Source organism: Mycobacterium sp. E3198 (assembly GCF_001667015.1).
Lineage (GTDB): Bacteria > Actinomycetota > Actinomycetes > Mycobacteriales > Mycobacteriaceae > Mycobacterium.
The window spans coordinates 1-22904 of record NZ_LZIS01000070.1 but is presented as its reverse complement, the minus strand read 5'-3'; the positions used below and the strand labels follow the sequence as shown (position 1 = coordinate 22904).

Annotated in this window: 20 protein-coding genes; 11 read left to right on the top strand and 9 right to left on the bottom strand. The window is 69.3% G+C overall.

What is annotated here, in order from left to right; translation table 11 throughout:
* Positions 1 to 45 precede the first annotated feature (45 nt).
* Complete coding sequence (locus A5673_RS08320) at positions 46 to 732, top strand: MBL fold metallo-hydrolase (protein ID WP_068229724.1); 687 nt, start codon at positions 46 to 48, stop codon at positions 730 to 732.
* 212 nt (positions 733 to 944) lie between these two features.
* On the opposite strand, the gene A5673_RS08315 is transcribed toward A5673_RS08320, so the two are convergent.
* Positions 945 to 1388: a universal stress protein gene (locus A5673_RS08315; protein ID WP_068229722.1), complete on the bottom strand. Its 444-nt coding sequence runs from the start codon at positions 1386 to 1388 to the stop codon at positions 945 to 947.
* A gap of 177 nt (positions 1389 to 1565) precedes the next feature.
* Here A5673_RS08315 and A5673_RS08310 point away from each other — a divergent pair, with 177 nt between their 5' ends.
* Both A5673_RS08310 and A5673_RS08305 read left to right on the top strand, forming a co-directional pair.
* On the top strand, positions 1566 to 3266 hold the full coding sequence (locus A5673_RS08310; RefSeq protein WP_369806469.1) for a hypothetical protein: 1701 nt from the start codon (positions 1566 to 1568) through the stop codon (positions 3264 to 3266).
* 39 nt (positions 3267 to 3305) lie between these two features.
* Positions 3306 to 4025, top strand: coding sequence for an MgtC/SapB family protein (locus A5673_RS08305; RefSeq protein WP_068229720.1), 720 nt, complete (start codon positions 3306 to 3308; stop codon positions 4023 to 4025).
* A gap of 2 nt (positions 4026 to 4027) precedes the next feature.
* On the opposite strand, the gene A5673_RS08300 is transcribed toward A5673_RS08305, so the two are convergent.
* Both A5673_RS08300 and uvrB read right to left on the bottom strand, forming a co-directional pair.
* Positions 4028 to 5425 (bottom strand): MFS transporter, encoded by a 1398-nt coding sequence (locus A5673_RS08300; RefSeq protein ID WP_068229717.1) that lies wholly within the window; start codon positions 5423 to 5425, stop codon positions 4028 to 4030.
* Positions 5422 to 7590 (bottom strand): excinuclease ABC subunit UvrB, encoded by a 2169-nt coding sequence (gene uvrB, locus A5673_RS08295; protein WP_068229716.1) that lies wholly within the window; start codon positions 7588 to 7590, stop codon positions 5422 to 5424. The genes A5673_RS08300 and uvrB overlap by 4 nt, the downstream gene beginning before the upstream one ends.
* Positions 7591 to 7679: 89 nt before the next feature.
* On the opposite strand from uvrB, the gene A5673_RS08290 reads away from it, so the two are divergent.
* The gene (locus A5673_RS08290; RefSeq protein WP_231970945.1) at positions 7680 to 8096 is read left to right on the top strand and encodes a hypothetical protein; all 417 of its coding nucleotides are present in this window, start codon (positions 7680 to 7682) and stop codon (positions 8094 to 8096) included.
* A gap of 106 nt (positions 8097 to 8202) precedes the next feature.
* On the opposite strand, the gene A5673_RS29490 is transcribed toward A5673_RS08290, so the two are convergent.
* The 3 genes from A5673_RS29490 to A5673_RS08280 all read right to left on the bottom strand — a co-directional run bounded on the left by A5673_RS29490 (position 8203) and on the right by A5673_RS08280 (position 11934).
* Complete coding sequence (locus tag A5673_RS29490; RefSeq protein WP_197518325.1) at positions 8203 to 9432, bottom strand: hypothetical protein; 1230 nt, start codon at positions 9430 to 9432, stop codon at positions 8203 to 8205.
* 2 nt (positions 9433 to 9434) lie between these two features.
* Positions 9435 to 9731: a hypothetical protein gene (locus tag A5673_RS08285; RefSeq protein WP_068229714.1), complete on the bottom strand. Its 297-nt coding sequence runs from the start codon at positions 9729 to 9731 to the stop codon at positions 9435 to 9437.
* 169 nt (positions 9732 to 9900) lie between these two features.
* A complete protein-coding gene (locus A5673_RS08280) occupies positions 9901 to 11934 on the bottom strand; it encodes a serine/threonine-protein kinase (RefSeq protein WP_068229713.1) in 2034 nt (677 codons plus the stop codon).
* Positions 11935 to 12102: 168 nt separating this feature from the next.
* Here A5673_RS08280 and A5673_RS08275 point away from each other — a divergent pair, with 168 nt between their 5' ends.
* The 7 genes from A5673_RS08275 to A5673_RS08245 all read left to right on the top strand — a co-directional run bounded on the left by A5673_RS08275 (position 12103) and on the right by A5673_RS08245 (position 18872).
* Positions 12103 to 14808: an ATP-binding cassette domain-containing protein gene (locus tag A5673_RS08275; protein ID WP_082958615.1), complete on the top strand. Its 2706-nt coding sequence runs from the start codon at positions 12103 to 12105 to the stop codon at positions 14806 to 14808.
* Between the two features lie 75 nt (positions 14809 to 14883).
* Positions 14884 to 15324, top strand: coding sequence for a DUF402 domain-containing protein (locus A5673_RS08270; protein WP_068229711.1), 441 nt, complete (start codon positions 14884 to 14886; stop codon positions 15322 to 15324).
* Positions 15325 to 15388: 64 nt separating this feature from the next.
* Positions 15389 to 15784 carry a DNA polymerase ligase N-terminal domain-containing protein gene (locus A5673_RS08265; RefSeq protein WP_231970944.1) on the top strand — a complete coding sequence of 132 codons (396 nt, stop codon included), beginning with the start codon at positions 15389 to 15391 and terminating at the stop codon, positions 15782 to 15784.
* Positions 15781 to 16779, top strand: coding sequence for a non-homologous end-joining DNA ligase (gene ligD / locus A5673_RS08260; protein ID WP_068229707.1), 999 nt, complete (start codon positions 15781 to 15783; stop codon positions 16777 to 16779). Before A5673_RS08265 ends, ligD (A5673_RS08260) begins: the two co-directional genes overlap by 4 nt.
* On the top strand, positions 16779 to 17672 hold the full coding sequence (ligD, locus tag A5673_RS08255) for a non-homologous end-joining DNA ligase (protein ID WP_068229704.1): 894 nt from the start codon (positions 16779 to 16781) through the stop codon (positions 17670 to 17672). Before ligD (A5673_RS08260) ends, ligD (A5673_RS08255) begins: the two co-directional genes overlap by 1 nt.
* Positions 17665 to 18444 (top strand): Fpg/Nei family DNA glycosylase, encoded by a 780-nt coding sequence (locus tag A5673_RS08250; RefSeq protein ID WP_068229702.1) that lies wholly within the window; start codon positions 17665 to 17667, stop codon positions 18442 to 18444. Before ligD (A5673_RS08255) ends, A5673_RS08250 begins: the two co-directional genes overlap by 8 nt.
* A gap of 11 nt (positions 18445 to 18455) precedes the next feature.
* Positions 18456 to 18872, top strand: a complete 417-nt coding sequence (locus A5673_RS08245; protein WP_068229701.1) for a hypothetical protein — start codon at positions 18456 to 18458, stop codon at positions 18870 to 18872.
* Here A5673_RS08245 and coaE read toward each other — a convergent pair.
* The 3 genes from coaE to polA form a co-directional block, all read right to left on the bottom strand.
* A complete protein-coding gene (gene coaE, locus A5673_RS08240) occupies positions 18869 to 20083 on the bottom strand; it encodes a dephospho-CoA kinase (RefSeq protein ID WP_068229700.1) in 1215 nt (404 codons plus the stop codon). The two genes, A5673_RS08245 and coaE, sit on opposite strands and share 4 nt — an antisense overlap.
* A 12-nt stretch (positions 20084 to 20095) precedes the next feature.
* Positions 20096 to 21538, bottom strand: coding sequence for a 30S ribosomal protein S1 (rpsA, locus tag A5673_RS08235; protein WP_068229697.1), 1443 nt, complete (start codon positions 21536 to 21538; stop codon positions 20096 to 20098).
* 162 nt (positions 21539 to 21700) lie between these two features.
* Positions 21701 to 22904: DNA polymerase I (gene polA, locus A5673_RS08230; protein WP_068229696.1), on the bottom strand; the 1204-nt coding region annotated here is incomplete at its 5' end.

Sequence of the window (22904 nt, the reverse complement as noted above, 5' to 3'; positions counted from 1 at the left end):
TGTGCCCATACCGACAAGCAACGTTCGACCAGTAACGTGGCCGCTATGACTGCCTCGGTTGTGCCCGACAACAACTACACCGGACACGTCGACCCTGGTACCGCGGCCCGCCGGACCCTACCCGGCGCCACGATTCTAAAGGCGTCGGTGGGCCCGATGGACAACAATGCCTATCTGATCACGTGCGCGGAGACCGGGGAAACGCTGCTGATCGACGCCGCCAACGACGCCGACCTCCTGATCGACCTGATCCGGCGCTACGCGCCGAGGCTGTCGCTGATCGTGACCAGCCACCAGCACTTCGATCACTGGCAGGCGCTCGAGGCCGTGGCCGCCGCCACCGGCGCCCCGACCGCCGCCAACAAGATCGATGCCGAGCCGCTGCCGGTCAAGCCGGAGCGTTTGCTCTCCGGCGGCGACACCCTGCACATCGGCAAGCTGAGGTTCGACGTCATCCACCTACGCGGGCACACGCCGGGATCGATCGCGCTGGCCCTCGACGGGCCCGCGACCGGCGGGGTCACGCAGCTGTTCACCGGTGATTGCCTGTTCCCCGGCGGGGTCGGGAAGACGTGGCAGGCCGGGGACTTCACGCAGCTGCTCGACGACGTCACCACCCGGGTGTTCGACGTGTACGACGATTCCACCGTCATCTACCCCGGCCACGGCGACGACACCGTGTTGGGTGACGAGCGCCCCCACCTTGCGGAGTGGCGCGAACGCGGCTGGTAGCGCGCGTGCGACGTCCCCCGCAAGCGGGAGGTACCCCCAGGTCGCCACCATCAGGCTGGGCAGTCACCGCTGAGTGTGCGCTGACGGCTTTCGGTGGGCACTGACGGCGGGATCTCGGCGATTTTTCGGCCCTGTGCTCACCCTGAAAGCCCTAACTGCACGCTAAAACCCCAAAGCCCCGCCGCGCGGGATTCGATGGGACAGTGCGCGCGCTAGTTCGTGGTGTGCACGATCAGCACGTCGACCTTGGCGCGCCGTGAGACGTTGGCCGGGACCGATCCGAGCAGCCGGCCGGCGATCGTGCTCAGGCCGACGTTGCCGACGACCAGCAGGTCGGCCTTTTCGTCCTCGGCCAGCTTGACCAGCGCGTCGACCGGCGCGCCGACGATCGACCGCTCCTCCACGTTCTTGGCCCCCGCTTTGTGCGCGCGCTCTTTGGCGTCCTGCAGGATCGCGTAAATAGGGGCGGTGCCCGACACCTTGTAGCTTTCCTCCCGGAGAGCGTCGGCGGCCCGGGTGTCCTCGTGCTGCGGCAGGTACGCCGACGCAATGATCAGTTTGGCGTCGTCTCCGGCAATCTGCGCTGCCTTGTCCACCGCACGAAACGATGAATCCGAGCCGTCCGTCCCGACCACCACGGTCCGATAGGCACTCATTTACCCTCCCAGTCTCGGTTGGTCCGCCAATCCAAGACAGTATCTTGTTTGCCGGAAAAAGAGGGATCGGATTAGTGGGTCAGCGCGGCGTGGCGCGACCGTCGATTGCGGGGCCATGCCACGCCAACGAGCAGTTTGCCCGGCGCCGGAATGGCCGCTTGACCACGGCAAAGCGGAATGTCTTGCATTCCCGGCGTTTTCGCGACATTCGGCGGCGAGCGGGACTGCGCCGCCCCGGCACGGCGGGCCAAGGGTGAGCCGGTTCATCGGGTCCGCCCTACAGTGACAAGCATCATGGCCATGTCCACCGCGCAGCAGCGGGCGTCCGACACCCCCGGCGTCGCTGACCAGCCGGGTTCCGCGCGCCCGCGGGGGAGGTTGCTCGATCCGTGGGCGATCGCGGTGTTCGCCGCCGTCGTCAGCGCCGCCTGGGCCTGCAGGCCGTCGTTGTGGTTCGACGAGGGCGCCACGATCTCGGCCTCGGCCAGCCGGACCCTGCCCGAACTGTGGAAGCTGCTGGGTCACATCGACGCCGTTCACGGGCTGTATTACCTGCTCATGCACGGCTGGTTCGCGATATTTCCACCGACCGAATTCTGGTCGCGGGCGCCCAGCGCCCTGGCGGTCGGGGCCGCCGCCGCCGGCGTCACGGTGTTCACCAAGCAATTCGTGCCCGGGCGCGCCACGGCGGTGTGCGCGGGCGCGGTCTTCGCGATCCTGCCGCGCACCACCTGGGCGGGCATGGAAGCGCGCTCGTATGCCTTCGCGGCCGCCGCGGCGATCTGGCTGACGGTGCTACTGGTCGCCGCCGTCCGGCGCAACCGGACGCGCCTGTGGGTGTCCTACGCGGCGGCGCTGGCGGTCTCGATCGTGCTGAGCCTGAACCTGGTCCTGTTGGTGCCGGTATACGCCGCGGCGCTGCCGGCGCTGGCGCCGAGGGGATCCCGCCGGCCTGCGGTCATCCGGTGGGCCGTCAGCTCGGCGGTCGCCGTCGGGGCGGTGACGCCATTCATCGTCTTCGCCCACGGCCAGGTCTATCAGGTGAACTGGCTCTTTCCGGTCAGCTGGCACTACGCGTTCGACATCATCCTGCGGCAATACTTCGACCACAGCGTTCCGTTCGCCATCCTCACCGGCGTCCTCATCCTCGCGGCGGTGGCGGCGCGCCTGAAGGGCTTGCGGGGACCGGGGGGCGACACCCGCGGCCTGTTGGCCATTTGCCTGGTCTGGATCGTCCTCCCCACCGCCCTCGTCGTCGTCTATTCGGCGGCCATCGAACCGATCTACTTTCCGCGGTACCTGATCCTCACCGCGCCCGCGGCGGCGGTCGTCATGGCGGTCTGCATCGCGACGATCGCCCGCAAGCCGTGGCCGATCGCTGCCGTGGTGCTGCTGTTCGCCGCGGCGGCGCTGCCCAATTACCTGTTCATCCAGCGCTGGCCCTACGCCAAGGAGGGCTGGGATTACAGCCAGGTGGCCGACCTGATCAGCTCCCACGCGTCGCCCGGGGACTGCCTGATGGTCGACAACACCGTGCCCTGGCGGCCCGGGCCGATCCGCGCCCTCCTGGCCACCCGGCCGGCGGCCTTCAAGTCGCTGATCGACGTCGAACGCGGCGCCTACGGACCCGAGGTCGGCTGGCTGTGGGACGGTCACGTCGCGGTGTGGCTGACGACGGCCAAGATCAACAAGTGCACCACGATCTGGACCATCACGAACAAGGACACGTCGCTGCCCGACCACCAGGCCGGGCAGGCGCTGCCGCCGGGGAGCTCCTTCGGCCGGGCCCCGGCGTATCGATTCCCCAGCTACCTGGGGTTCCGCATCGTGGAGCGCTGGCAATTCCATTACTCGCAGGTCGTCAAGTCGACGCGATGACACAGGTATAGAAGCGCCGGCCGCGGGTAGTTGACGGTCATGCAAACGTGGCTGGCCGGCCCGCTGCTGGATGGCGACGCGCAGAACGCGCGACACGTCGTCGAACTGCTGGCCGCGTTCGGGCTGACGGCGCTGATCGGCATGGAACGGACCATCCAGGGCAAGAGCGCCGGCCTGCGGACGCAGACGATCGTCGGCACGTCGGCGGCGTTGATCATGCTGGTCAGCAAGTATGGCTTCGGCGACGTCTTGAGTTCCGGGACGGTCGTGCTCGACCCGTCCCGGGTCGCGGCCCAAATCGTTTCCGGTGTCGGCTTTTTGGGGGCCGGGATCATCATCACCCGGCGCGGCGCGGTGCACGGGCTCACCACCGCGGCGGCGGTCTGGGAATCGGCCGCGATCGGCATGTCGGTGGGCTCCGGGCTGCTGCTGCTGGCCATCGCCGTGGTCGGCTTGCACTTCGTCAGCGCGCTGGCCTTCCACGCCGTGGAGCGACAGCTCACCGCCAGGCTGCGCGGCACAACACGGCTGCACATCATCTACGAGAACGGCCGCGGCGTGCTCCGTGAGGTGTTGACCATCTGCGGGCAACGCAACTGGCAGCTCACCGAACTCGGCGCTGACGCCCATGACATCGACGACGGCGAGGTCAGGGTGACGATGACCCTGTCGGGTGCCAGGATGGGGAACGCGCGGGACGTGTTCACCGAACTCGACGGGGTCATCGCCGTCCTGCGCGCCGACGAAGAACCGGACTGAGCTCAGCGGCCGCCGCGGGTGGCGCGATAGGAAGCCACCACACCCGCCGCGGTCAGCGCGGTGAACACGGCGAACAACCAGCGGGCCGCCATCGCCTCGCCGCCCTGAGTCGTGTTGACCACCACGCCCGCCACCCCCGCGCCGAACGCCCCGGAGACGAGCTGCACCGTGTTGATCGCCGCGGCCGCGGCGACGCCCTCGGCCGGGTCGTTGACGGAATCCATTGCGCGCACGGACAAATGGGGCCAGGCCATCCCGATCCCGATTCCGGCCACCAGCAACGCGAGCGTCCAGGCCGCGACCACCCCGGCCGACGCGTTGTCGCGCTGGGTGAGCGCGCCCAGCGCCAGGCCCGACGCCACCACCACCGGTGCGACCGCGATCACCCGACCGATCGCCCGCGGGCTCTGAAGCGACGCGCTGACGATCTCCGAGACCGTCCAGCCGACCGCCAGCGCCGCACCGAGGAATCCGGCCGCCACCGGCGTCAGATGCCCCAGTCGCTGACCGAACAGCGGCACGTACGTGTCCACCATCGCCCCGACCATCAGCAGGCCCATGGTCAGGTAGATCCACTTCAAGGGTCCGGGCCCGAACACGCTGGGCGGCAACACCGCCGCGCGCATCCGCCGGTCGACGACCGCGAACAGTCCCGCCAGGACGACGCCGGCCACGAGGAGCCCCGCGGTCGCGACGATGTGGTGCGGGATCTGCGCGACGCTGACCGCCAGCGCCGCCGCGCCGATCAGCACCAGCGACCACACCGGCACCCGCAGCACCGGCGTCTCCGCGCCCGCGCCGACCCGGCCCGCGGGCAGCGCGACGGGGACCAGCGTCGCCATCAGCGCCGTCAGGATCGCCATCGCGACGAACGCCCACCGCCACAACCCGAACTGCGCGAACAGGCCGCCCGTCGCGGGCCCGACCACCGTCGCGACCCCCCACATCGCCGACACCAGCGCGGAGGCCCGGGTCCACAGCGAGCGCGGCAGCGCCGCGTTGATGACCGCGTAGCCCAGGCCGGCCAGCAGCCCGCCGGCCACGCCCTGCAGGGCGCGCGCGGCGATCAGCACCCCCATGTTGGGCGCCGCCCCGCAGGCCAGGCTGGAGACACCGAACACGGCCAGGCCCATCAGGTACGACGGGCGCGCCCCGACGCGTACCAGCATCGGGTTGACCATGGTCGCCGCCACCACCGACCCGACCAGGTAGAGGGTGGTCACCCACGCGTAGAGGCGGCTGCCGCCGATCTCGGCGACGGTGTTGGGCAGCAGGCTGATGGTCAGGAACTCGTTGGTGGCGTACAGCCCGACGCCGCCGGCCAGCACGACCGACGTGCCCAGATGCCTGGCGCCCAGCAGCTCGCGCCAGCCGCCGGTGGCATTCGCGGTGTGGGTCACTTCAGGCCGGCGGCGTCCATCCCGCGCAGTTCCTTTTTCAGGTCGGCGATCTCGTCGCGGAACCGCGCCGCGAGCTCGAACTGCAAGTCACGGGCGGCCGCCATCATCTGCGCGGTGAGGTCCTTGATCAGGTCGGCCAGTTCGGCGCGGGGCATGTTCGACGTGTCGCGGCCCTCGAACACGCCGGCGCTGACCGCGCGGCCGGGCTCACCCTGGGCGCGGCGGCCGCGGGACATGCTGCGGCCGGAGCCGATTTCGACCGTTTCGGTGTCGTCGGCCTCGCGGTAGACCTGGTCGAGGATGTCGGCGATCTTCTTGCGCAGCGGCTGCGGGTCGATGCCGTTGGCCTCGTTGTAGGCGATCTGCTTGGCCCGGCGCCGTTCGGTCTCGTCGATGGCCTCCTTCATCGAGTCGGTCATCGAGTCGGCGTACATGTGCACCTCGCCGGACACGTTGCGGGCGGCGCGGCCGATGGTCTGGATCAGGCTGCGCGTCGACCGCAGGAAGCCCTCCTTGTCGGCGTCGAGGATCGCCACCAGCGACACCTCCGGCAGGTCCAGGCCCTCGCGCAGCAGGTTGATGCCGACCAGCACGTCGTATTCCCCCAGCCGCAGCTGCCGCAGCAGCTCCACCCGTCGCAGCGTGTCGACCTCGGAATGCAGGTAGCGCACTCGGATGCCCATCTCCAGCAGGTAGTCGGTGAGGTCCTCGGCCATCTTCTTGGTCAGCGTCGTGACGAGCACCCGCTGGTCGGCGGCGGCGCGCTGGCGGATCTCGCCGATCAGGTCGTCGATCTGGCCCTTGGTGGGCTTGACCACGACCTTCGGATCGACCAGCCCGGTGGGCCGGATCACCTGCTCGACGAACTCGCCGCCGGACTGGCTGAGCTCGTAGGGGCCGGGCGTGGCCGACAGGTAGACCGTCTGACCGATCCGGTCGGCGAACTCCTCCCAGGTCAGCGGGCGGTTGTCGCACGCGGACGGCAACCGGAAGCCGTATTCGACCAGGTTGCGCTTGCGCGACATGTCGCCCTCGTACATGCCGCCGATCTGCGGCACCGTGACGTGCGACTCGTCGATGACCATCAAGAAGTCTTCGGGGAAGTAGTCGAGCAGCGTCGCCGGCGGCGAGCCGGGCCCCCGGCCGTCGATGTGGCGGGAGTAGTTCTCGATGCCCGAGCAGAACCCCACCTGGCGCATCATCTCGATGTCGTAGTTGGTGCGCATCCGCAGCCGCTGGGCCTCCAAAAGCTTTCCCTGGCTTTCGAATTCGGCGAGCCGCTCGGCGAGTTCCCCCTCGATGGTGGAGATCGCGTGGGCCATCCGCTCGGGGCCGGCCACGTAGTGGGTGGCGGGGAAAATCCGCAGCGAGTCGACCTGGCGGATCACCTCGCCCGTCAACGGATGCAGGTAGTACAGCGCCTCGACCTCGTCGCCGAAGAACTCGATGCGGACCGCGAGCTCCTCGTAGGACGGGATGATCTCCACGGTGTCGCCGCGCACCCGGAACGAGCCGCGGGTGAAGGACAGGTCGTTGCGGGTGTACTGCACGTCGACCAGCAGCCGCAGCAACCCGTCCCGCGGCACCTCGGTGCCGACCCGCAGCTCGACGGAGCGGTCCAGGTAGGACTGCGGCGTGCCCAGGCCGTAGATGCACGACACCGACGCCACCACCACGACATCGCGGCGCGACAGCAGCGACGACGTCGCCGAGTGCCTTAAGCGCTCCACGTCGTCGTTGATCGAGCTGTCCTTCTCGATGTAGGTGTCGGTCTGCGCGATGTACGCCTCGGGCTGGTAGTAGTCGTAGTACGACACGAAGTACTCGACGGCGTTGTGCGGCAACATCTCTCGCAGCTCGTTGGCCAGCTGGGCGGCCAGCGTCTTGTTCGGCGCCATCACCAGGGTGGGGCGCTGTAGCCGCTCGATGAGCCAGGCGGTGGTGGCCGACTTCCCGGTGCCGGTGGCGCCGAGCAGCACCACGTCGCGCTCCCCCGCCCGGATCCGGCGCTCCAGCTCGTCGATGGCCGCGGGCTGGTCACCGGCCGGGGCGTGCGGGCTGACGACCTCGAAGCGGCCGCCGGCGCGCACCAGCCCCGCCACCTCTTCTGCGGCGGGGCGGTATTCCGAATGCGCGATTACCGGGTGTTCAGTGGCAAAGGCCATGCCACCAGGGTAGAGGCGCGCACCGACAAGTGGCCCGGCGCTGGTCGCGGCGCCTTCTCTGTCGGGGGTCTGGCCTTAGGATCGATTCGATGACAAGTTCTTCAGACTTGGTGGTGGTCGACCTGACCAAGGACGAACGCAATTTCATTCGGCAAACCTTGCGCCAGTGGGAGTCGTCGGCGGCTGGTCAGCCGTTTCCATTCCAGGTGCTCGGGTTACGAACCTGGGAGGAATTCGGCGCGCTCACCCTACGGCTCGAGCATGCGGTCACCGACCACGAGGCACTGACCGATCTGGATTGGGCGCGGGTGCTGTTTCTGACTGAAGTCACTTGGGCAAGCGACCTGATCGGAGCGGGTTTGGACTTCGACGCCGTGACGAGCTTCTCTGACGCCGATGCCTTGACCCTGCTTCGCGGCCTGCAGCGCAAAATCGGCGGCTACCGGCGCGCCAAGCTATTGTTCCCGGCGGGTGGCCGAAAGCGTACTGGCGAGGAGATTCACTAGTCGCCCACTTCCGGGTCTGCCACTAGGGACCGCTTGGCGTGCGCGTATCCGGTGGCAAGCCGCCGGACGGCTCCCATCGAACTATCCGATTCCACTCGATCGCGAATCATTCACCGTGGTCCCAAGGGTTGGGGTCCATATCACCGAGCACTGGCGGGTGGTGATGGCCAGCGTGCGGCGGCGGGACCAGCGTAGGACCGAAAGGCGTGGCGGCGGGTCCGCCAACAACGGCCGGTCCTTTCCCTCCCTGCACCGGAGGTGCCGGTTTTGGCGCAGGCATTGCCTCTTTCGGCGGTGGTGGTCCGGTCTGCGGGGCACGCGGCGGTTGTGCGGCGGGCCCGGGGGGTGCCATCTCACCGGGAGCAACGGGAGGCAGCCGCCCTGGCGCAGGAGGCGGCAAGGGCTCGACTGGGCGGGTGCGCTGCTCAAAATAATCCTGCGGGGTTCGCCATGTACTGCCAGGACGCGGCTGAGGCGCATAAGTGGTGCCGTAGTCTCGACCCCTTGGATTGATTTGAATGATCTTGCCATCGCGGAGCAGCGTCAATGCGCCCGAATCGATATCGCTGCCAAAACGCGTTTTGGGGTCATTCATCGACTCATAAATCCAGCGGGCCAGGTCTCGCTCGGTCCATCCTTTCGGAAAATCCTCCGCATGCTTGTCCAACGCATGACCGTGCGCGATTTCGATAGCAACTTGCTGTTTCTGCTCATCGGTCCAGCCCGCAAACGGATCGCCCGGCGGGCCCGGCGGACCAGGCGGCGGGTCCTGTTTGAAGGTGTGGTTGTCGACGGCCTGGAGATCAGTTTTCCGTGGGCACGCTTCGCGGATTCCGGCCATCGCAGTCGTTACTCGCCCCGCTACCTGTTGATCGAGGGCGACCAGTTGCGCGGCGCGTTGGCGGATGTCGGCCGCGAACGTCTGCGCCTTGGCTTGCCGCGCGGCGCGCTCCGCGACCGGACCGCCTGTCGAGCGGTCTACGACCGACATGTCTTCATACATATCGAATCCGGCGGCGTTGGCGTCTTGGATCGCATAGCGCAGCCGCGAACGGGCCGCAACCAGATCCGAGGCGCCGCTGCGGGCAACTTCGGCCGCCGCTTGCAGCTGGTCGGCGACGGCGCCGGTGGTCATCATGTCGGCGTGCGTCGCGGTGCGCAGCGCCTCGGCACCCTCGCCGTGCCAATCAACCGAGAGCGCATCGCGCCACACCTGGTTGGCCACCGCGTAACTGCGCCCGGCCACGGCATCCCAGTGCTCAGCCGCCTCGGTCAAATGCTCCGTGGGCCAGACCACCAGTTGCGAAAGGCTGGGAATCCCCGCAACCGCCGCCATCGCTACACGCCGGTCACCGGCGGCATCAGCGTAGCCATCGCGTGCGCCGCGTCCGCTTCGTTGGCAAGGTAGCCGGAATTCGCTTCGCCGGCATGAGCGGCGTGGCCGACGACCCGAGTGGCCAGCGCTTCGGTGAATGCCGTGACCTCGGCGTGAGCGGCGGCCACCGCGGCCGCGCTGGCCTGCCACGACATACCGATTCCGTCCGGGGCGACAGCTTCGTTAAGTTGACCCGCCGACGCCGCCCACCGGCCCGCCATGCCCTGGACGGCCGCAGTGTCCACCCGCAACAGCTGCATAGGCGAAAGTCTATTCACGCTGTGACGCAGCGAAAGTCAGTCACATTGTCCACATGGATAACTCGGACACACCACCACTCGATCCGCGATTGCGGTAGCGCATGTGCTACCGGATTCCCGAGTCGCCGATTGGTCAATTCTCCGACGCGGAAGCGAGTCGGCCAAAGACCTACGCCGACGGGCGCGTCCAGGTGCGAGTGACGGGATCGCACTGCAGCAGATAGCCGTCGTTCGAGGTGGACATCGCGAACACCGAGGTGTTCGGCCGGTTGCATGAGCTACCGGAGGCGTGCACCCCCATCGTGATCGGCGCCTTGGCCCAGGCGCTGCCCTCGCAGACGACCTGCTGGTTGGTGGTCGGGTCGTAGGCGAGCTTGTCGACGTCGCCGCACGGCCCGCCGAGTACGGGCGGTGCAGAGTCGGACTGCGCGTTCGAGGCGCTGAGCAGTTGGTTGGGATCGGCCAGGGCCACGCCGGCCGGGGCGTCACCGACCCGGGTGGCCACCATGGGCACCCGTACCACCGCCCCCTGGGCCCCGCACTCGTTGGTCAGGACCGTCTCGGTTTGCGTGCCGCGTAGCGAGCCGTCGGCCTGTGGGGCCAACGACCAGGCGATGGTTTCTTGCTGGGTGGCGGTGACTTGTCCGTTCGGCTGTGTGCAGCCGACGCGTTCCTGCTGCGGCGCGCCCTGCCAGTAGCCGGAGATGAAGTGCAGCGTGTCCGTCTGGCCGCCGTCCGTGGTGGCGGCGACCTGGTGGTTGGCGTCGTCGAGCTGGGTGCCGGTGGCCGCGCACCCGTTTGTGGCGGTGCACACCCAACGGAAGGCCCACCAGGCGGTGCTGGCCCCGTCGTGGCGGATCGGGATGCCGTTGCCGGTCAGCTTGGTTCGGTCGAAGGTCAACTTGAAGGTGCCGTTTTCGACCGGTCCCCCGGGCTTCGCGGGCGCGGCGCTGGGTGCGGGGACCGAGGGCCGCGAGGCCAGCGCCGGGACGCTGGGCGCGGGACTCTCCGGCTGAAACGAATACAGGAGCGACCAGGTCGCGGCGACGGCGATCAGCACCGCGCACAGCAACGCGGTCGCCCACCGGGCGCGCGACGAAAACTTGCGCGCAGGCTTCGTCGGAGCGGTGCCGGGGTCCGCCTCGGCATCGCCGTCCAACTGTTCGCTGATCGCGGCGGCGAACGCGCGGCACCGGTCGAAGCGGTCCTCGGGCTGCTTGGCGAGGGCCTTGAAGAATACGTCGTCGAGGTGCGCCAGCTCGGGGCGGTAATCGCTGAGCCGGGGCGGATCCTCGTGCAAATGCTGGCTGATCACCGCGACCGGGTTGGAGTGCCGGAAGGGCGGCGCACCGGTCAGCAGGTGAAAAGCCGTGGCGGCCAACGCGTATTGGTCGGCGCGACCGTCGATGTTGGAACCCGTCAGCTGTTCGGGCGCGGCGTAGGCCACCGTTCCCACCGCGACGTTCGTCTCGGTGATGCCGCTGATGTTGGCCAGGTGGCGCGCGACGCCGAAGTCCGCCAACAGGATTCGGCGCTCCCCGTACTCGGGGTGGGTGAGCAGGATGTTGGCGGGTTTGACGTCGCGGTGCAGCAGGCCGCGGTCGTGCGCGAAGTCGAGCGCGCCCGCGACGGCCTGCACGATCGCGCACACCTCGTCGAGCGGCATCCCGTCCTGATAACGCTCCTTGACCAGCCGGGCGGCGTCGGTGCCCTCGACATAGTCCATGGAAATCCAGAGCTGGCCGTCGAATTCGCCGCGATCGTGGACGCCGACGATGTGCGGGTGCCACAGCGTCGCCGCGAGGTCGGCCTCCCGGTTGAACCTCTCCCGGAACTCTTGATCCGCGGTGACCGCCTCGGCGAGGACCTTGATCACGTCGCGTCGCGGCAACCGCGGGTGCAACGCCAGATAGACCTCCGCCATGCCGCCGGCGCCCAGCTGGCGCAGGATCGTGTAGCCGGCGAACGGCGCGCCGCTGCTCAGCGCGAGGCGCGACCCGCTGACCTCGGCGGGCGGCGCCGACACGGGCTCGGCGTTCGGGGTGGAGCTGACGGGCGGGATGCGGCGAAACAGGTGCGCGACGGTCGCCGAGGGTATCGACTCGAAGCCCGCGCGCAGGGCCTCGCGGGCCGAGCGCGGATTGCTCAGCAGCCGTCGCCCGACGTCAATGCGCCGGGTCGTCCCCTTGTGTCCGTGCGTCAACGGTTGTCCCCTCCTGTAACTCCCCTCACGCTGGAATCATGCCGGATGCCGGTGGGCGGCGGGTCTCAGCAGGCTATGAATCAGCTTTGAGTGGCCGCACCGAAATAAAGGGAAATCACAGGCGAGTCCCATGCGGACCACTCATAGCGCGGACCGATACTTGACTATGTGACCCGACCCGCCCCGCCTGTCCTGACCATTCGGCACGACGGGTCTCAACGCTCGTTCGCGGCCGGCCAGGAGGTGGTGGTCGGGCGTGACGCCAACGCCGACATGCGGATTCCGGATCCGCGGATCTCCCGTGCGCACCTGATCGTGCGGTTCGACCAGGGCCGGTGGCTGGCGATCGACAACGGCTCGCTCAACGGAACCTACGTCAACGGCTACCGGATGCCGGTCATCGACATCCACGACGGCCAGAGCATCAACGTCGGCAACCCGCAGGGACCGCGGCTGACCTTCGCGGTCGGGCCGCAGCAGGGCCAGACCAACCGGCCGCCCCAGCCGAGGCCGGCGCGGGACTCCGGGCCGCCTACCCTGGCGTGGTCGTCGCTGCCGGAACAGACCAACCCGACGGCGCCGCCGCGCGGTCAGACCGGAAGCCGGCCGCTCAGCCAGCCCGCGTGGGGCGGTCCCCCGCCCGCCGCGCCGCGCCCGATGCCGCCCAGGCCGCCGGCCCCACCGCCCGGGCCGCCCCCGCCCAGGCCGCCGGTGGCGCCGCCGGCGCGGATCCAGACGTCGGGGATGCCACCGGCCGGAGGGCCGCTGCGTGCCGCGCCGCCCGACCCGATGACGGTCGTCCACGCCCCGACGGCTCCGCCCGACGCGCCGCCGCCCGCCGAGTCCACCGTGATCGACGCCAAGACGGCCGACGTGTCGAACCTGGCCACCCGCTTTGTCAAGCTGCTCTCGCCGCGACTGTCGGCCGCCGCCGGCACGGCCGGCGCCATGACGATCGGCCGCGCGGCCGAAAGCGACATCGTCGTGTACGACGTGCTGGCGTCCCGTCATCACGCGACGCTGCTGCAGACCCCACTGGGGACCGAGATTCGCGACAACAGCATCAACGGGACGTTCGTCAACGGGACCCGGGTCGGGTCGGCGATCCTGACCGACGACGACATCGTCACCATCGGCAACGTCGACCTGGTATTCCGCGGCGGCACCCTGGTCCAGCGCAGCGAGGCCGCGACCCGCACCGGCGGCCTCGAGGTGCGCAACGTCCGCTACGTCGTCGACAACGGCAAGCAGCTGCTCGACGACATCTCGCTGACCGCGCGTCCGGGGACGCTCACCGCCGTAATAGGCGGCTCGGGCGCCGGCAAGAGCACGCTGGCCCGGCTGATCGCCGGCTACACCACCCCGACGTCGGGATCGGTGACCTTCGAAGGCCACAACATCCACACCGAGTACGCGTCGTTGCGCAGCCGGATCGGCATGGTGCCCCAGGACGACGTGGTCCACCGCCAGCTCACGGTCAACCAGGCGCTGGGCTACGCCGCGGAGCTGCGGCTGCCCCCGGACACCAGCAAGGCCGACCGGGCCAAGGTGGTCGCCCAGGTCCTCGACGAGCTCGACCTGACCAAGCACGCCGACACCCGCGTCGACAAGCTCTCCGGCGGCCAGCGCAAGCGGGCCTCGGTGGCGCTCGAGCTGCTCACCGGCCCGTCGCTGCTGATCCTCGACGAGCCCACGTCGGGCCTCGACCCGGCGCTGGACCACCAGGTGATGACGATGCTGCGCCAGCTGGCCGACGCCGGCCGCGTCGTGATCGTGGTGACGCACATGCTGTCCTACCTCGACGTGTGCGACCAGTTGCTGCTGGTGGCGCCCGGCGGCAAGACCGCCTACTTCGGGCCGCCGGACCAGATCGGTGACGCGATGGGCACCACGAACTGGGCCAAGATCTTCACCCAGGTGGGGGCGGACCCCGAGGAGGCCAACCGGCGGTTCCTGGAGCAGCGCGACGCCCAGAAGCGGCCGCAGAAGCTGGTGCCGGACAAGGCCGACGAGCCGGGGGCGCTGGGCGAACCGGTGCACACCAGCGTGCGGCGGCAGATTTCGACGGTCGCGCGCCGGCAGGTCCGCCTGGTCGTCGCCGACCGCGCCTACTTCGTGTTCCTGGCGCTGTTGCCGTTCATCCTGGGGTCGCTGTCGCTGACCGTTCCGGGCGGCAACGGGTTTCACGCGCCCGGCCCGAACGCCGGGACACCCGACGAAGCCGCACAGATACTCGCCCTGCTGCTGCCCGCCGCCGCGTTCATGGGCACCGCGCTGACCATCCGCGACCTGGTCGGCGAGCGCGCCATCTTCCAGCGCGAGCAGGCGGTCGGGTTGTCGACCACCGCCTACCTGCTCGCCAAAACCGCGGTGTTCTGCGGGTTCGCGATTCTGCAATCGGCGATCATCACCGCGATCGTGGTGATCGGCAAGAGCGCCCCGAGCCGTGGCGGCGTCCTGTTCGGGCATTCGACCTTCGGCGCCACCGCCGAACTGTTCGTCACCGTCGCGGCGACCTGCGTCGCCTCGGCCATCCTCGGGCTGGCCATCTCGTCGCTGGTCCGCTCCAGCGAACAGATCATGCCGCTGTTCGTGGTGACGGTGATGGCGCAGCTGGTGCTGTGCGGCGGCATGGTCCCGGTGACCGGCCGGCTCGGGCTCGACCAGCTGTCCTTCGCGATGCCCGCCCGCTGGGGCTACGCCGCGGCGGCGGCGACGGTCGACCTGCGCAACCTGGTGCCCGGTTCGCTGGTGTCCCAGGACCGGTTCTGGGAGCACACCTCGACGGTTTGGCTGCTCGACATCGGCATGCTGGCCGCGCTGTCGCTGTGCTACGCCGGCTTCGTGCGATGGAAGATCCGGTTACGCCGATAGGGTGGGACCATCCATCCGCCGAAGCACGAGACGTTCGACCTGGTCGACCGCACCAACACCGATCCGAAAGGCATTGTGCGGGCCGTCGACGAGTACGTCGTGCGGCCGTGGGGCCTCTACCTGGCCCGCCCCACCCCGGGCCGCACCCAGTTCCGCTACCTCGAGTCGTGGCTGCTGCCGTCGCTGGGCTTGCGCGCCACCGTCTTTCACTTCAACCCCGGCCACGAACGCGACCACGACTACTACCTCGATGTGGGCGAATACACACCCGGCCGGCACGTGTGGCGTTCAGAGGACCACTACCTCGACATCGAGGTCCGCACCGGCTCCGGGGCGGCGCTGGCCGACGTCGACGAACTGTTGGAAGCCACGCGCCACGGCCTGCTGACGGCGGAGGTCGCCGAGCGGGCGGTGCGGCGCGCCGTGACGGCCGTCGAGGGCCTGGCCGGCAACGACTATGACCTTTGCCGGTGGCTGGCCACCCACGGCATGGAGCTGACCTGGCATGGCAGCTAGCCGTTTGCGCGCCGTTTCCCGGTCGTTTCCGCACATTACCGACGGGTATTCCCAGGGGATGCGCTTGAGCTTGACCGACTACCGGCGCAGACGCCGGTCCGGCGGCCAGCCGTGTTTCGTCCTCCAGCACGACGCGGCCGGCAGCGACCACTACGACCTTCGCCTGGAGATCGACGGCGTGCTGGTGTCGTGGACGATACCCAAGGACGGGCGGCTGGCCCGCCGCACCGACGACCGACCGCTCAACGACGCCGCGCGGGACGTCGTCGTCGCCGACAGCGGCACCTACGCCAACGTGACGCGGTACGACATGGCCGAATGCCTTGATTGCGGGCATCTTTCGTTCCGGCTGAGCGGCGAGCGGCTGCGCTGCTGCTATTCGCTGACCCGGGTGCGGGACGGCGAGGAGGAGACGTGGCTGCTGATCAGGCGCAAGGAAGAAGCGGACGACTGGTCATGACCGACCTCGCCGCGCTGCCCGATTCCGTGCGCGCGGCGCTGCGCGACGAGCCGGTGCCGGACTGGCGGGCGCCGACGCTGGCCACCCTGACCGAGAAGCGGTTCTCCGATCCCCACTGGATCTTCGAGCGCAAATTCGACGGGATGCGCTGCCTGGCGTTCCGCGATGGCGACCGGGTGCGGCTGCTGTCGCGAAACCGCCAGCCGCTCAACGGCAGCTACCCGGAACTCGTCGACGCGCTCGGTGCCCAGCGCACGACGCGGTTCGTCGTCGACGGCGAGGTGGTGGCGTTCGCGGGTCGCCGCACCAGCTTCGCCCGGCTGCAGGGCCGTCTGGGCATCACCGACCCCGAGGTGGCCCGGGCGTCGCCGGTGCGTGTCTTCTACTACCTGTTCGACCTGATGCACCTCGACGGGAAATGCACCACCGGCGTCCCGTTGCTGTGGCGAAAGCGGTTGCTGCGCAAGGCCATCGCGTTCGACGATCCGCTGCGCTACACGGCCCACCGGGTCGGCGACGGCCTCACCGCCTACCGGCAGGCCTGCGAGCGCGGCGACGAGGGGGTGATCGCGAAGCTGGCCGACGCCACGTATGACGGCCGGCGATCGCCGAACTGGTTGAAGTTCAAGTGCGTTCGCGATCAGGAGTTCGTGGTCGGCGGCTACACCGCCCCCAAAGGCAGCCGCATCGAGTTGGGCGCGCTGCTGCTCGGCTACCACGACGGGCGCGACCTGGTGTACGCCGGCAAGGTGGGCACCGGTTTCGACGAAGCCACCCTGCGCCGCCTGCACGGGCGGCTGTCGCCGATCGAGCAGGACGCCGCGCCCTTCACCCGCGGCCTGGTGCGCGAGAACGGCGCCCGCTGGGTGCGCCCCGAGCTGGTGGTCCAGATCGGCTTCACCGAGTGGACGCGCGACGGCAAGCTGCGCCACCCGCGCTACCTCGGCCTGCGCACCGACAAGGCGGCCGCGGACGTGGTGCGGGAGTCGCGCTGATGCCCCGCCTCGCCGTCGAGGTCACCCACCCGGACCGGGTGATGTTCCCGAAGGACGGGATCACCAAGGGCGAACTGGTCGACTACTACGGCGAGGTGGCCGACACGATGCTGCCGCACCTCAAGGGCAGGGCGCTCACCGTGCAACGGTTCCCGCGCGGCATCGGCGAGCAGGGCTGGGTGCAACAAGATTTCGCCGATTCGCTGCCCGACTGGATGGGCCGCGTCGGGGTCCCCAAGGAGGGCGGCGACACCGTGGTGCATCCCATGGCCGAACGCCCGGAAGCGTTGCGCTGGCTGGCCAACCAGAACTGCGTCACGCTGCACGTGTGGCAGTCGCGGCGCCAGCGGCTGGACAGCCCCGACCGGCTGGTGTTCGACCTCGACCCCTCCGGCGGCGACTTCGCCGTGGTGCGCGCGACCGCGCGCGCGGTGGCCGGCGTCCTGGACGACCTCGGGCTGGCGTGTTACGTGCAGACCACCGGGTCGCGCGGGTTGCACGTCGTGACGCCGCTACGCCCCGACAGCGATTTCGACACCGTGCGGCAGTTCGCCCGCGGTGTGGCCGAGGTGGTGGCCGCCGACGACGCCGCGCATCGCACCGTGGAGGCCCGCAAGAACAAGCGGGGCGACCGGGTGTACCTCGACATCATGCGAAACGCGTACGCGCAGACCGCTGTTGCCTCGTACTCGGTCCGGGCCCGGCGGGGCGCGCCGGTGGCGACGCCGCTGGAGTGGGACGAGCTGGACACCCGCGGCCTGCGGGCGGATCGGTTCACGATCCGCGATATTCCCAAACGGCTTGCCGGGCAGCCGGATCCGTGGGCCGGCATGTACCGGCGCGCCCGCTCGCTGACCGGCCCCGCGCGGCGCCTGGCGAAGCTTCGTGCCTGAGCTGCCCGACGTGGAGGGGTTTCGGCGCCGGCTGGCCGACACGCTGCCGGGGCGGCGAATCCGGCGGGTGCGGGTCCACGATCCCGGCGTGCTGCGCAACACCACCGCCGCGGCGCTGGGCCGGCGCCTGGACGGCCGGCGGTTCGATTCCCCACGGCGGCACGGCAAGTGGCTGATGCTGCCGACGGACGGCCCGACGCTGTTGGTGCACAGCGGGATGACGGGGCACCCGTACTACGCCGCCGACGGCGGCGCCCGAGAGCCCTACGAGCGGCTGGTGATCGCGCTGGATCGGGGGGAGTTGCGCTACGCCGACCTGCGCAAGCTGCGCGGAGTGTGGCTGGCCGACACCGACGCGGACGTCGCGCGGGTGACCGGTCCGCAGGGCCCCGACGCCCTGGGCATCGGCCTGGCGGCGTTTCGCGATCTGCTGGCGGGCCGGCGCGGTCGGGTGAAATCGACGCTGATGGACCAGGCGGTGATCGCCGGGCTGGGCAACCTGCTCACCGACGAGATCTGCTGGCGGGCCCGGATCGCGCCGCACCGCCCGGTTCCCGGCTTGGACGCCGACGACGTCAAGCGCCTGCACGCCGCCATGACGTCGGTGCTGCGCACGTCGGTGCGGCATGGCCGGGTGCCGGGACTGCCGCGGTGGCTCACCGGGGTGCGCGACGAGCCGGACCCGTCCTGTCCGCGCTGCGGCGCGCGCCTCGCGCACGGCCGGGTGGGCGGCCGGACGTCGCTGTGGTGCCCGCGGTGCCAACCGGCGTAATGTCGGCAATTATGGGCCGCAGCAAGCGCAAGTGGATGCCGATCGTCGCCCTGACCGTGATCGCGGCGGGCTCCCAGCTAAGCCCCGCAACCGCGCGGGCGGACCTGCACAACATCACCTACCGCGCCCGGGTCGACGCGCTGACCACCGGCAGCCAGGCCGCCTTCATCATCAACGGCGGTCAGACGAACACCACCAACCTTCCGTCCATGCCCGGCAACGCGTTCGAGGCGAATACGGTGCTGCCCGACCCGGGGCAGGCCGGCATGCGGATCGTGCTGCACTTCCCCTACTCGGCGAACGTGCACTGCGAGATCGACGTGGACGACAACGTTTTCACGCAGGTCGACCAGCTCGTCAGAACCTCACCCGGAAATCCGGGCCCCAACAATGGCGTGCTCCAATGCGGAGCGCCCGTGCCCGGCTAGGGCTGCCATCCGGTTGAGTCGGCCCACTCCCAAGCCCGCCGATAGGCGTCGGGATACCACGGCTCCTTCGCGGCGACGTAGGACGAGATGTCACCGCCCGCTGCTTGTTCGGCCTGGAGCTTGACGGCCAGGTAGTCGGCGCGCGCGCCGACGTCGGCCCGCAGCCAGGCGACGAACAGCAGGGCGAATTGCTGGTTGGGCCAGCCGTCCACCCGCAGGTGCACGTTGGTCGGCCGGCCCGGGTCGGCGGAGGCGTGAATTCGCTTGTGCCACAGGCCCGGATCGTCGCTGTGGTCGTACCGATCGACGGTGCTGCGGGCGTCGTCCTTGGCGACGTCGGAGGTGAGGCGCTCGATGCGGGGGTAGCCGGCGGCCAACAAGGGTTCGGCGAGTTCGTCGGCGACGGCGAGTGATTCGACGGTGACCTGCACGTCGATGACGTCCTTGGCGTCGAGGGCGGGCAGCGCGGTGGAGCCGATGTGGTCGATGCGGATGGCCCGGTGGCCGCAGGCCGTCTGCAGCCGGTTGACGATGCGCCGCGCCTGCTCGGGCCAACTCGGGTCGGCCGGCACCAGTCGTGCCGGCGCGTGCGCGATCTGGCGCGCGCTGAGGTTGTGCGCGAACGGCACGATCCGGTTGTCCCACACGTCGTGGGCCCGCCGCACCAGGTCCTCCGGGCTGCCCGAGTTGTCGACCCAGATGTCGGCGACGGCGCGGCGCTGCTCGTCGCTGGCCTGGGCGGCGATCCTGGCGCGGGCGTCCTCTTCGGGCATCCCGCGTTGGTCGACCAGCCGTCGCACCCGCACCTCGACGTCGGCGTGCACCACCACCACGAGCGGGAACAGCGGCGCCATCCCCGATTCCACCAGCAGCGGAATGTCTTCGACGACAACCGAATCGCCGGGCACCGACGCGATGATCTCCGCGCGCCGCTTGCCCACCAGCGGGTGGACGATCCCGTTCAGCTTCTGACGCGCCTCGTCGTCGCGAAAAGCCTTGGCCGCCAACGCGGGACGATCCAGCGACCCGTCGGGAAGCAGGATGTCGTCACCGAACGCCTCGACCAGCGCCGCCAGCCCCTCGGTGCCCGGCTGGACCACCTCGCGCGCGATGACGTCGCCGTCGACGATGACCGCACCGCACGTCGCGAAGGTGGACGACAGCGCCGACTTGCCGGCGCCGATGCCACCGGTCAACCCGATGCGGAGCATCAGTGAACCGGGTTAGGCGTTGCCGGCGAGCTTTTCCCGCAGGGCGGCCAGCTGGGCGTCGCTGGCCAGCGATCCGCCGGCCGCCTTCTCCGGCGGAGCGCCGTTCGCCGGCGACTGTTCGCCGGCGTGCCCGGCCGCCTCGGCCGCCGCGAACTTCTCCATCTGCGCGGTGTGCATCTTGTGCCGGCGCTCGGCCTCGGCGTAGCGGGCCTCCCATTCGGCGCGCTGCTTGTCGAAACCTTCCATCCACTCGTTGGTTTCGGCGTCGAAGCCCTCGGGGAAGATGTAGTTGCCCTGTTCGTCGTAGCTGTCGGCCATGCCGTACTTCGCCGGGTCGAACTCCTCGGTGTAGTCCTCGTTGGCCTGCTTGAGCGACAACGAGATCCGGCGGCGCTCCAGGTCGATGTCGATGACCTTGACCATCGCGTCGTCGCCGACGGCGACCACCTGGTCGGGCACCTCGACGTGGCGCTCGGCCAGCTCGGAGATGTGCACCAGGCCCTCGATGCCCTCCTCGACGCGGACGAACGCGCCGAACGGAACCAGCTTGGTGACCTTGCCGGGCACGATCTGGCCGATGGCGTGCGTGCGGGCGAAGTGCCGCCACGGGTCTTCCTGGGTCGCCTTGAGCGACAACGAAACCCGCTCGCGGTCCATGTCGACGTCGAGCACCTCGACGGTGACCTCGTCGCCCACCTGCACCACCTCGGACGGATGGTCGATGTGCTTCCAGGACAGCTCGGAGACGTGCACCAGGCCGTCGACGCCGCCGAGGTCGACGAACGCGCCGAAGTTGACGATGGAGGAGACCACACCCTTGCGGATGCTGCCCTTCTGCAGCTGGTTGAGGAATTCGCTGCGCACCTCGGACTGCGTCTGCTCCAGCCAGGCCCGCCGCGACAGCACCACGTTGTTGCGGTTCTTGTCCAGCTCGATGATCTTGGCTTCGATCTCCTTGCCGATGTACGGCTGCAGATCGCGGACGCGGCGCATCTCGACCAGCGAGGCGGGCAGGAAGCCGCGCAACCCGATGTCGAGGATCAGGCCACCCTTGACCACCTCGATGACCGTGCCCTTGACGGCCTCGTCCTTCTCCTTGAGGGCCTCGATGGTGCCCCAGGCGCGCTCGTACTGCGCGCGCTTCTTGGAGAGGATCAGCCGGCCCTCTTTGTCCTCCTTGGTGAGGACCAGGGCCTCGACCTCATCGCCGACGGAAACGACCTCGTTGGGGTCGACGTCGTGCTTGATGGACAGCTCGCGGGCGGGGATGACCCCTTCGGTCTTGTAGCCGATGTCGAGGAGCACCTCGTCCCGGTCCACTTTGACGATCGTGCCCTCGACGATGTCGCCATCGTTGAAGTACTTGATCGTTTTGTCTATTGCGGCGAGAAAATCCTCGCTCGAGCCAATGTCGTTGACGGCTACTTGCGGCGAGGTGACGGTGGGACTCGGCATGTTGTTGGGTTGCTCCGGACAGGTGAGGTCGTAGGGATAAAACAGGATTTACCTGTCGAGGCTACTCGACGGGGCACTAGCTGGACAAACTCGGCCACCAGATGCTGGCGCGAAAGTAACGCCACGGCGAATTTTCGGCCGGTTTTTCGCCCTCACGGTACCTCAATGCGCGGCGGCGTCCCAGGAGCGCCCGTAACCCACCGACACCTCGAGCGGAACGTCCAGGGGGTACGCGCCGCCCATCTTCTGCCGCGCCAGCGCCTCGAGGGGTTCGCGCTCGCCGGGCGCGACTTCGAACAACAGTTCGTCGTGCACCTGCAAAAGCATGCGCGACGCCAGTCCGGCCTCTTTGATCGCCTTGTCGACCTCGATCATCGCCACCTTGATGATGTCGGCCGCGCTGCCCTGGATGGGCGCGTTGAGCGCCGCCCGCTCGGCCGCCTCGCGCACGTTGCGGTTGCTGCTGTCCAGCTCGGGCAGGTAGCGGCGGCGGCCCAGCACCGTGGAGGTGTAGCCGTCCTTGCGGGCCTGCTCGACGACGTCGTGCAGGTAGTCGCGGATACCGCCGAAGCGGGCGAAGTAGGCGTCCATCTGCTCCTTGGCCTCCTCGGTGGAGATCTTGAGCTGGGCGGACAGCCCGTAGGCGCTCAAGCCGTAGGCCAGCCCGTACGACATCGCCTTGACCCGGCGCCGCAGCTCGGCGGTGACCTCCTCGATCGGCACCCCGAACGCCCGCGAGGCGACGAACGAGTGCAGGTCCTCCCCCGTGTTGAACGCCTCGATCAGGCCCTCGTCGCGGGACAGGTGCGCCATGATCCGCATCTCGATCTGGCTGTAGTCCGCCGTCATCAGTTCGTCGAAGCCCTTGCCCACCACGAACGCGTCCCGGATCTGGCGGCCTTCCTCGGTGCGGATCGGGATGTTCTGCAGGTTCGGTTCGGTCGACGACAGCCTGCCGGTGGCCGCGATCGTCTGGTTGAACGTGGTGTGGATGCGGCCGTCGGCGGCCACCGAGTTCAGCAACCCGTCGACGGTGACCTTGAGCCGGGTGACGTCGCGGTGGGCCAGCAGGTGCTGCAGGAACGGGTGCCCGGTCTTGTCGAACAGCGACTGCAGGGCGTCGGCGTCGGTGGTGTAGCCGGTCTTGGTGCGCTTGGTCTTGGGCATCCCGAGCTCGTCGAACAGCACCACCTGCAGCTGCTTGGGCGAGCCCAGGTTGATCTGCTTGCCGATCACGGCGTAGGCCGCCTCGGCGGCGTCGCGGATCTGGTCGCCGAACTGGCTTTGCAGCTCGCCCAGCAGCTGCAGGTCGACGGCGATGCCGGCGCTTTCCATGTCGGCCAGCACCTGCTGGACCGGCAGCTCC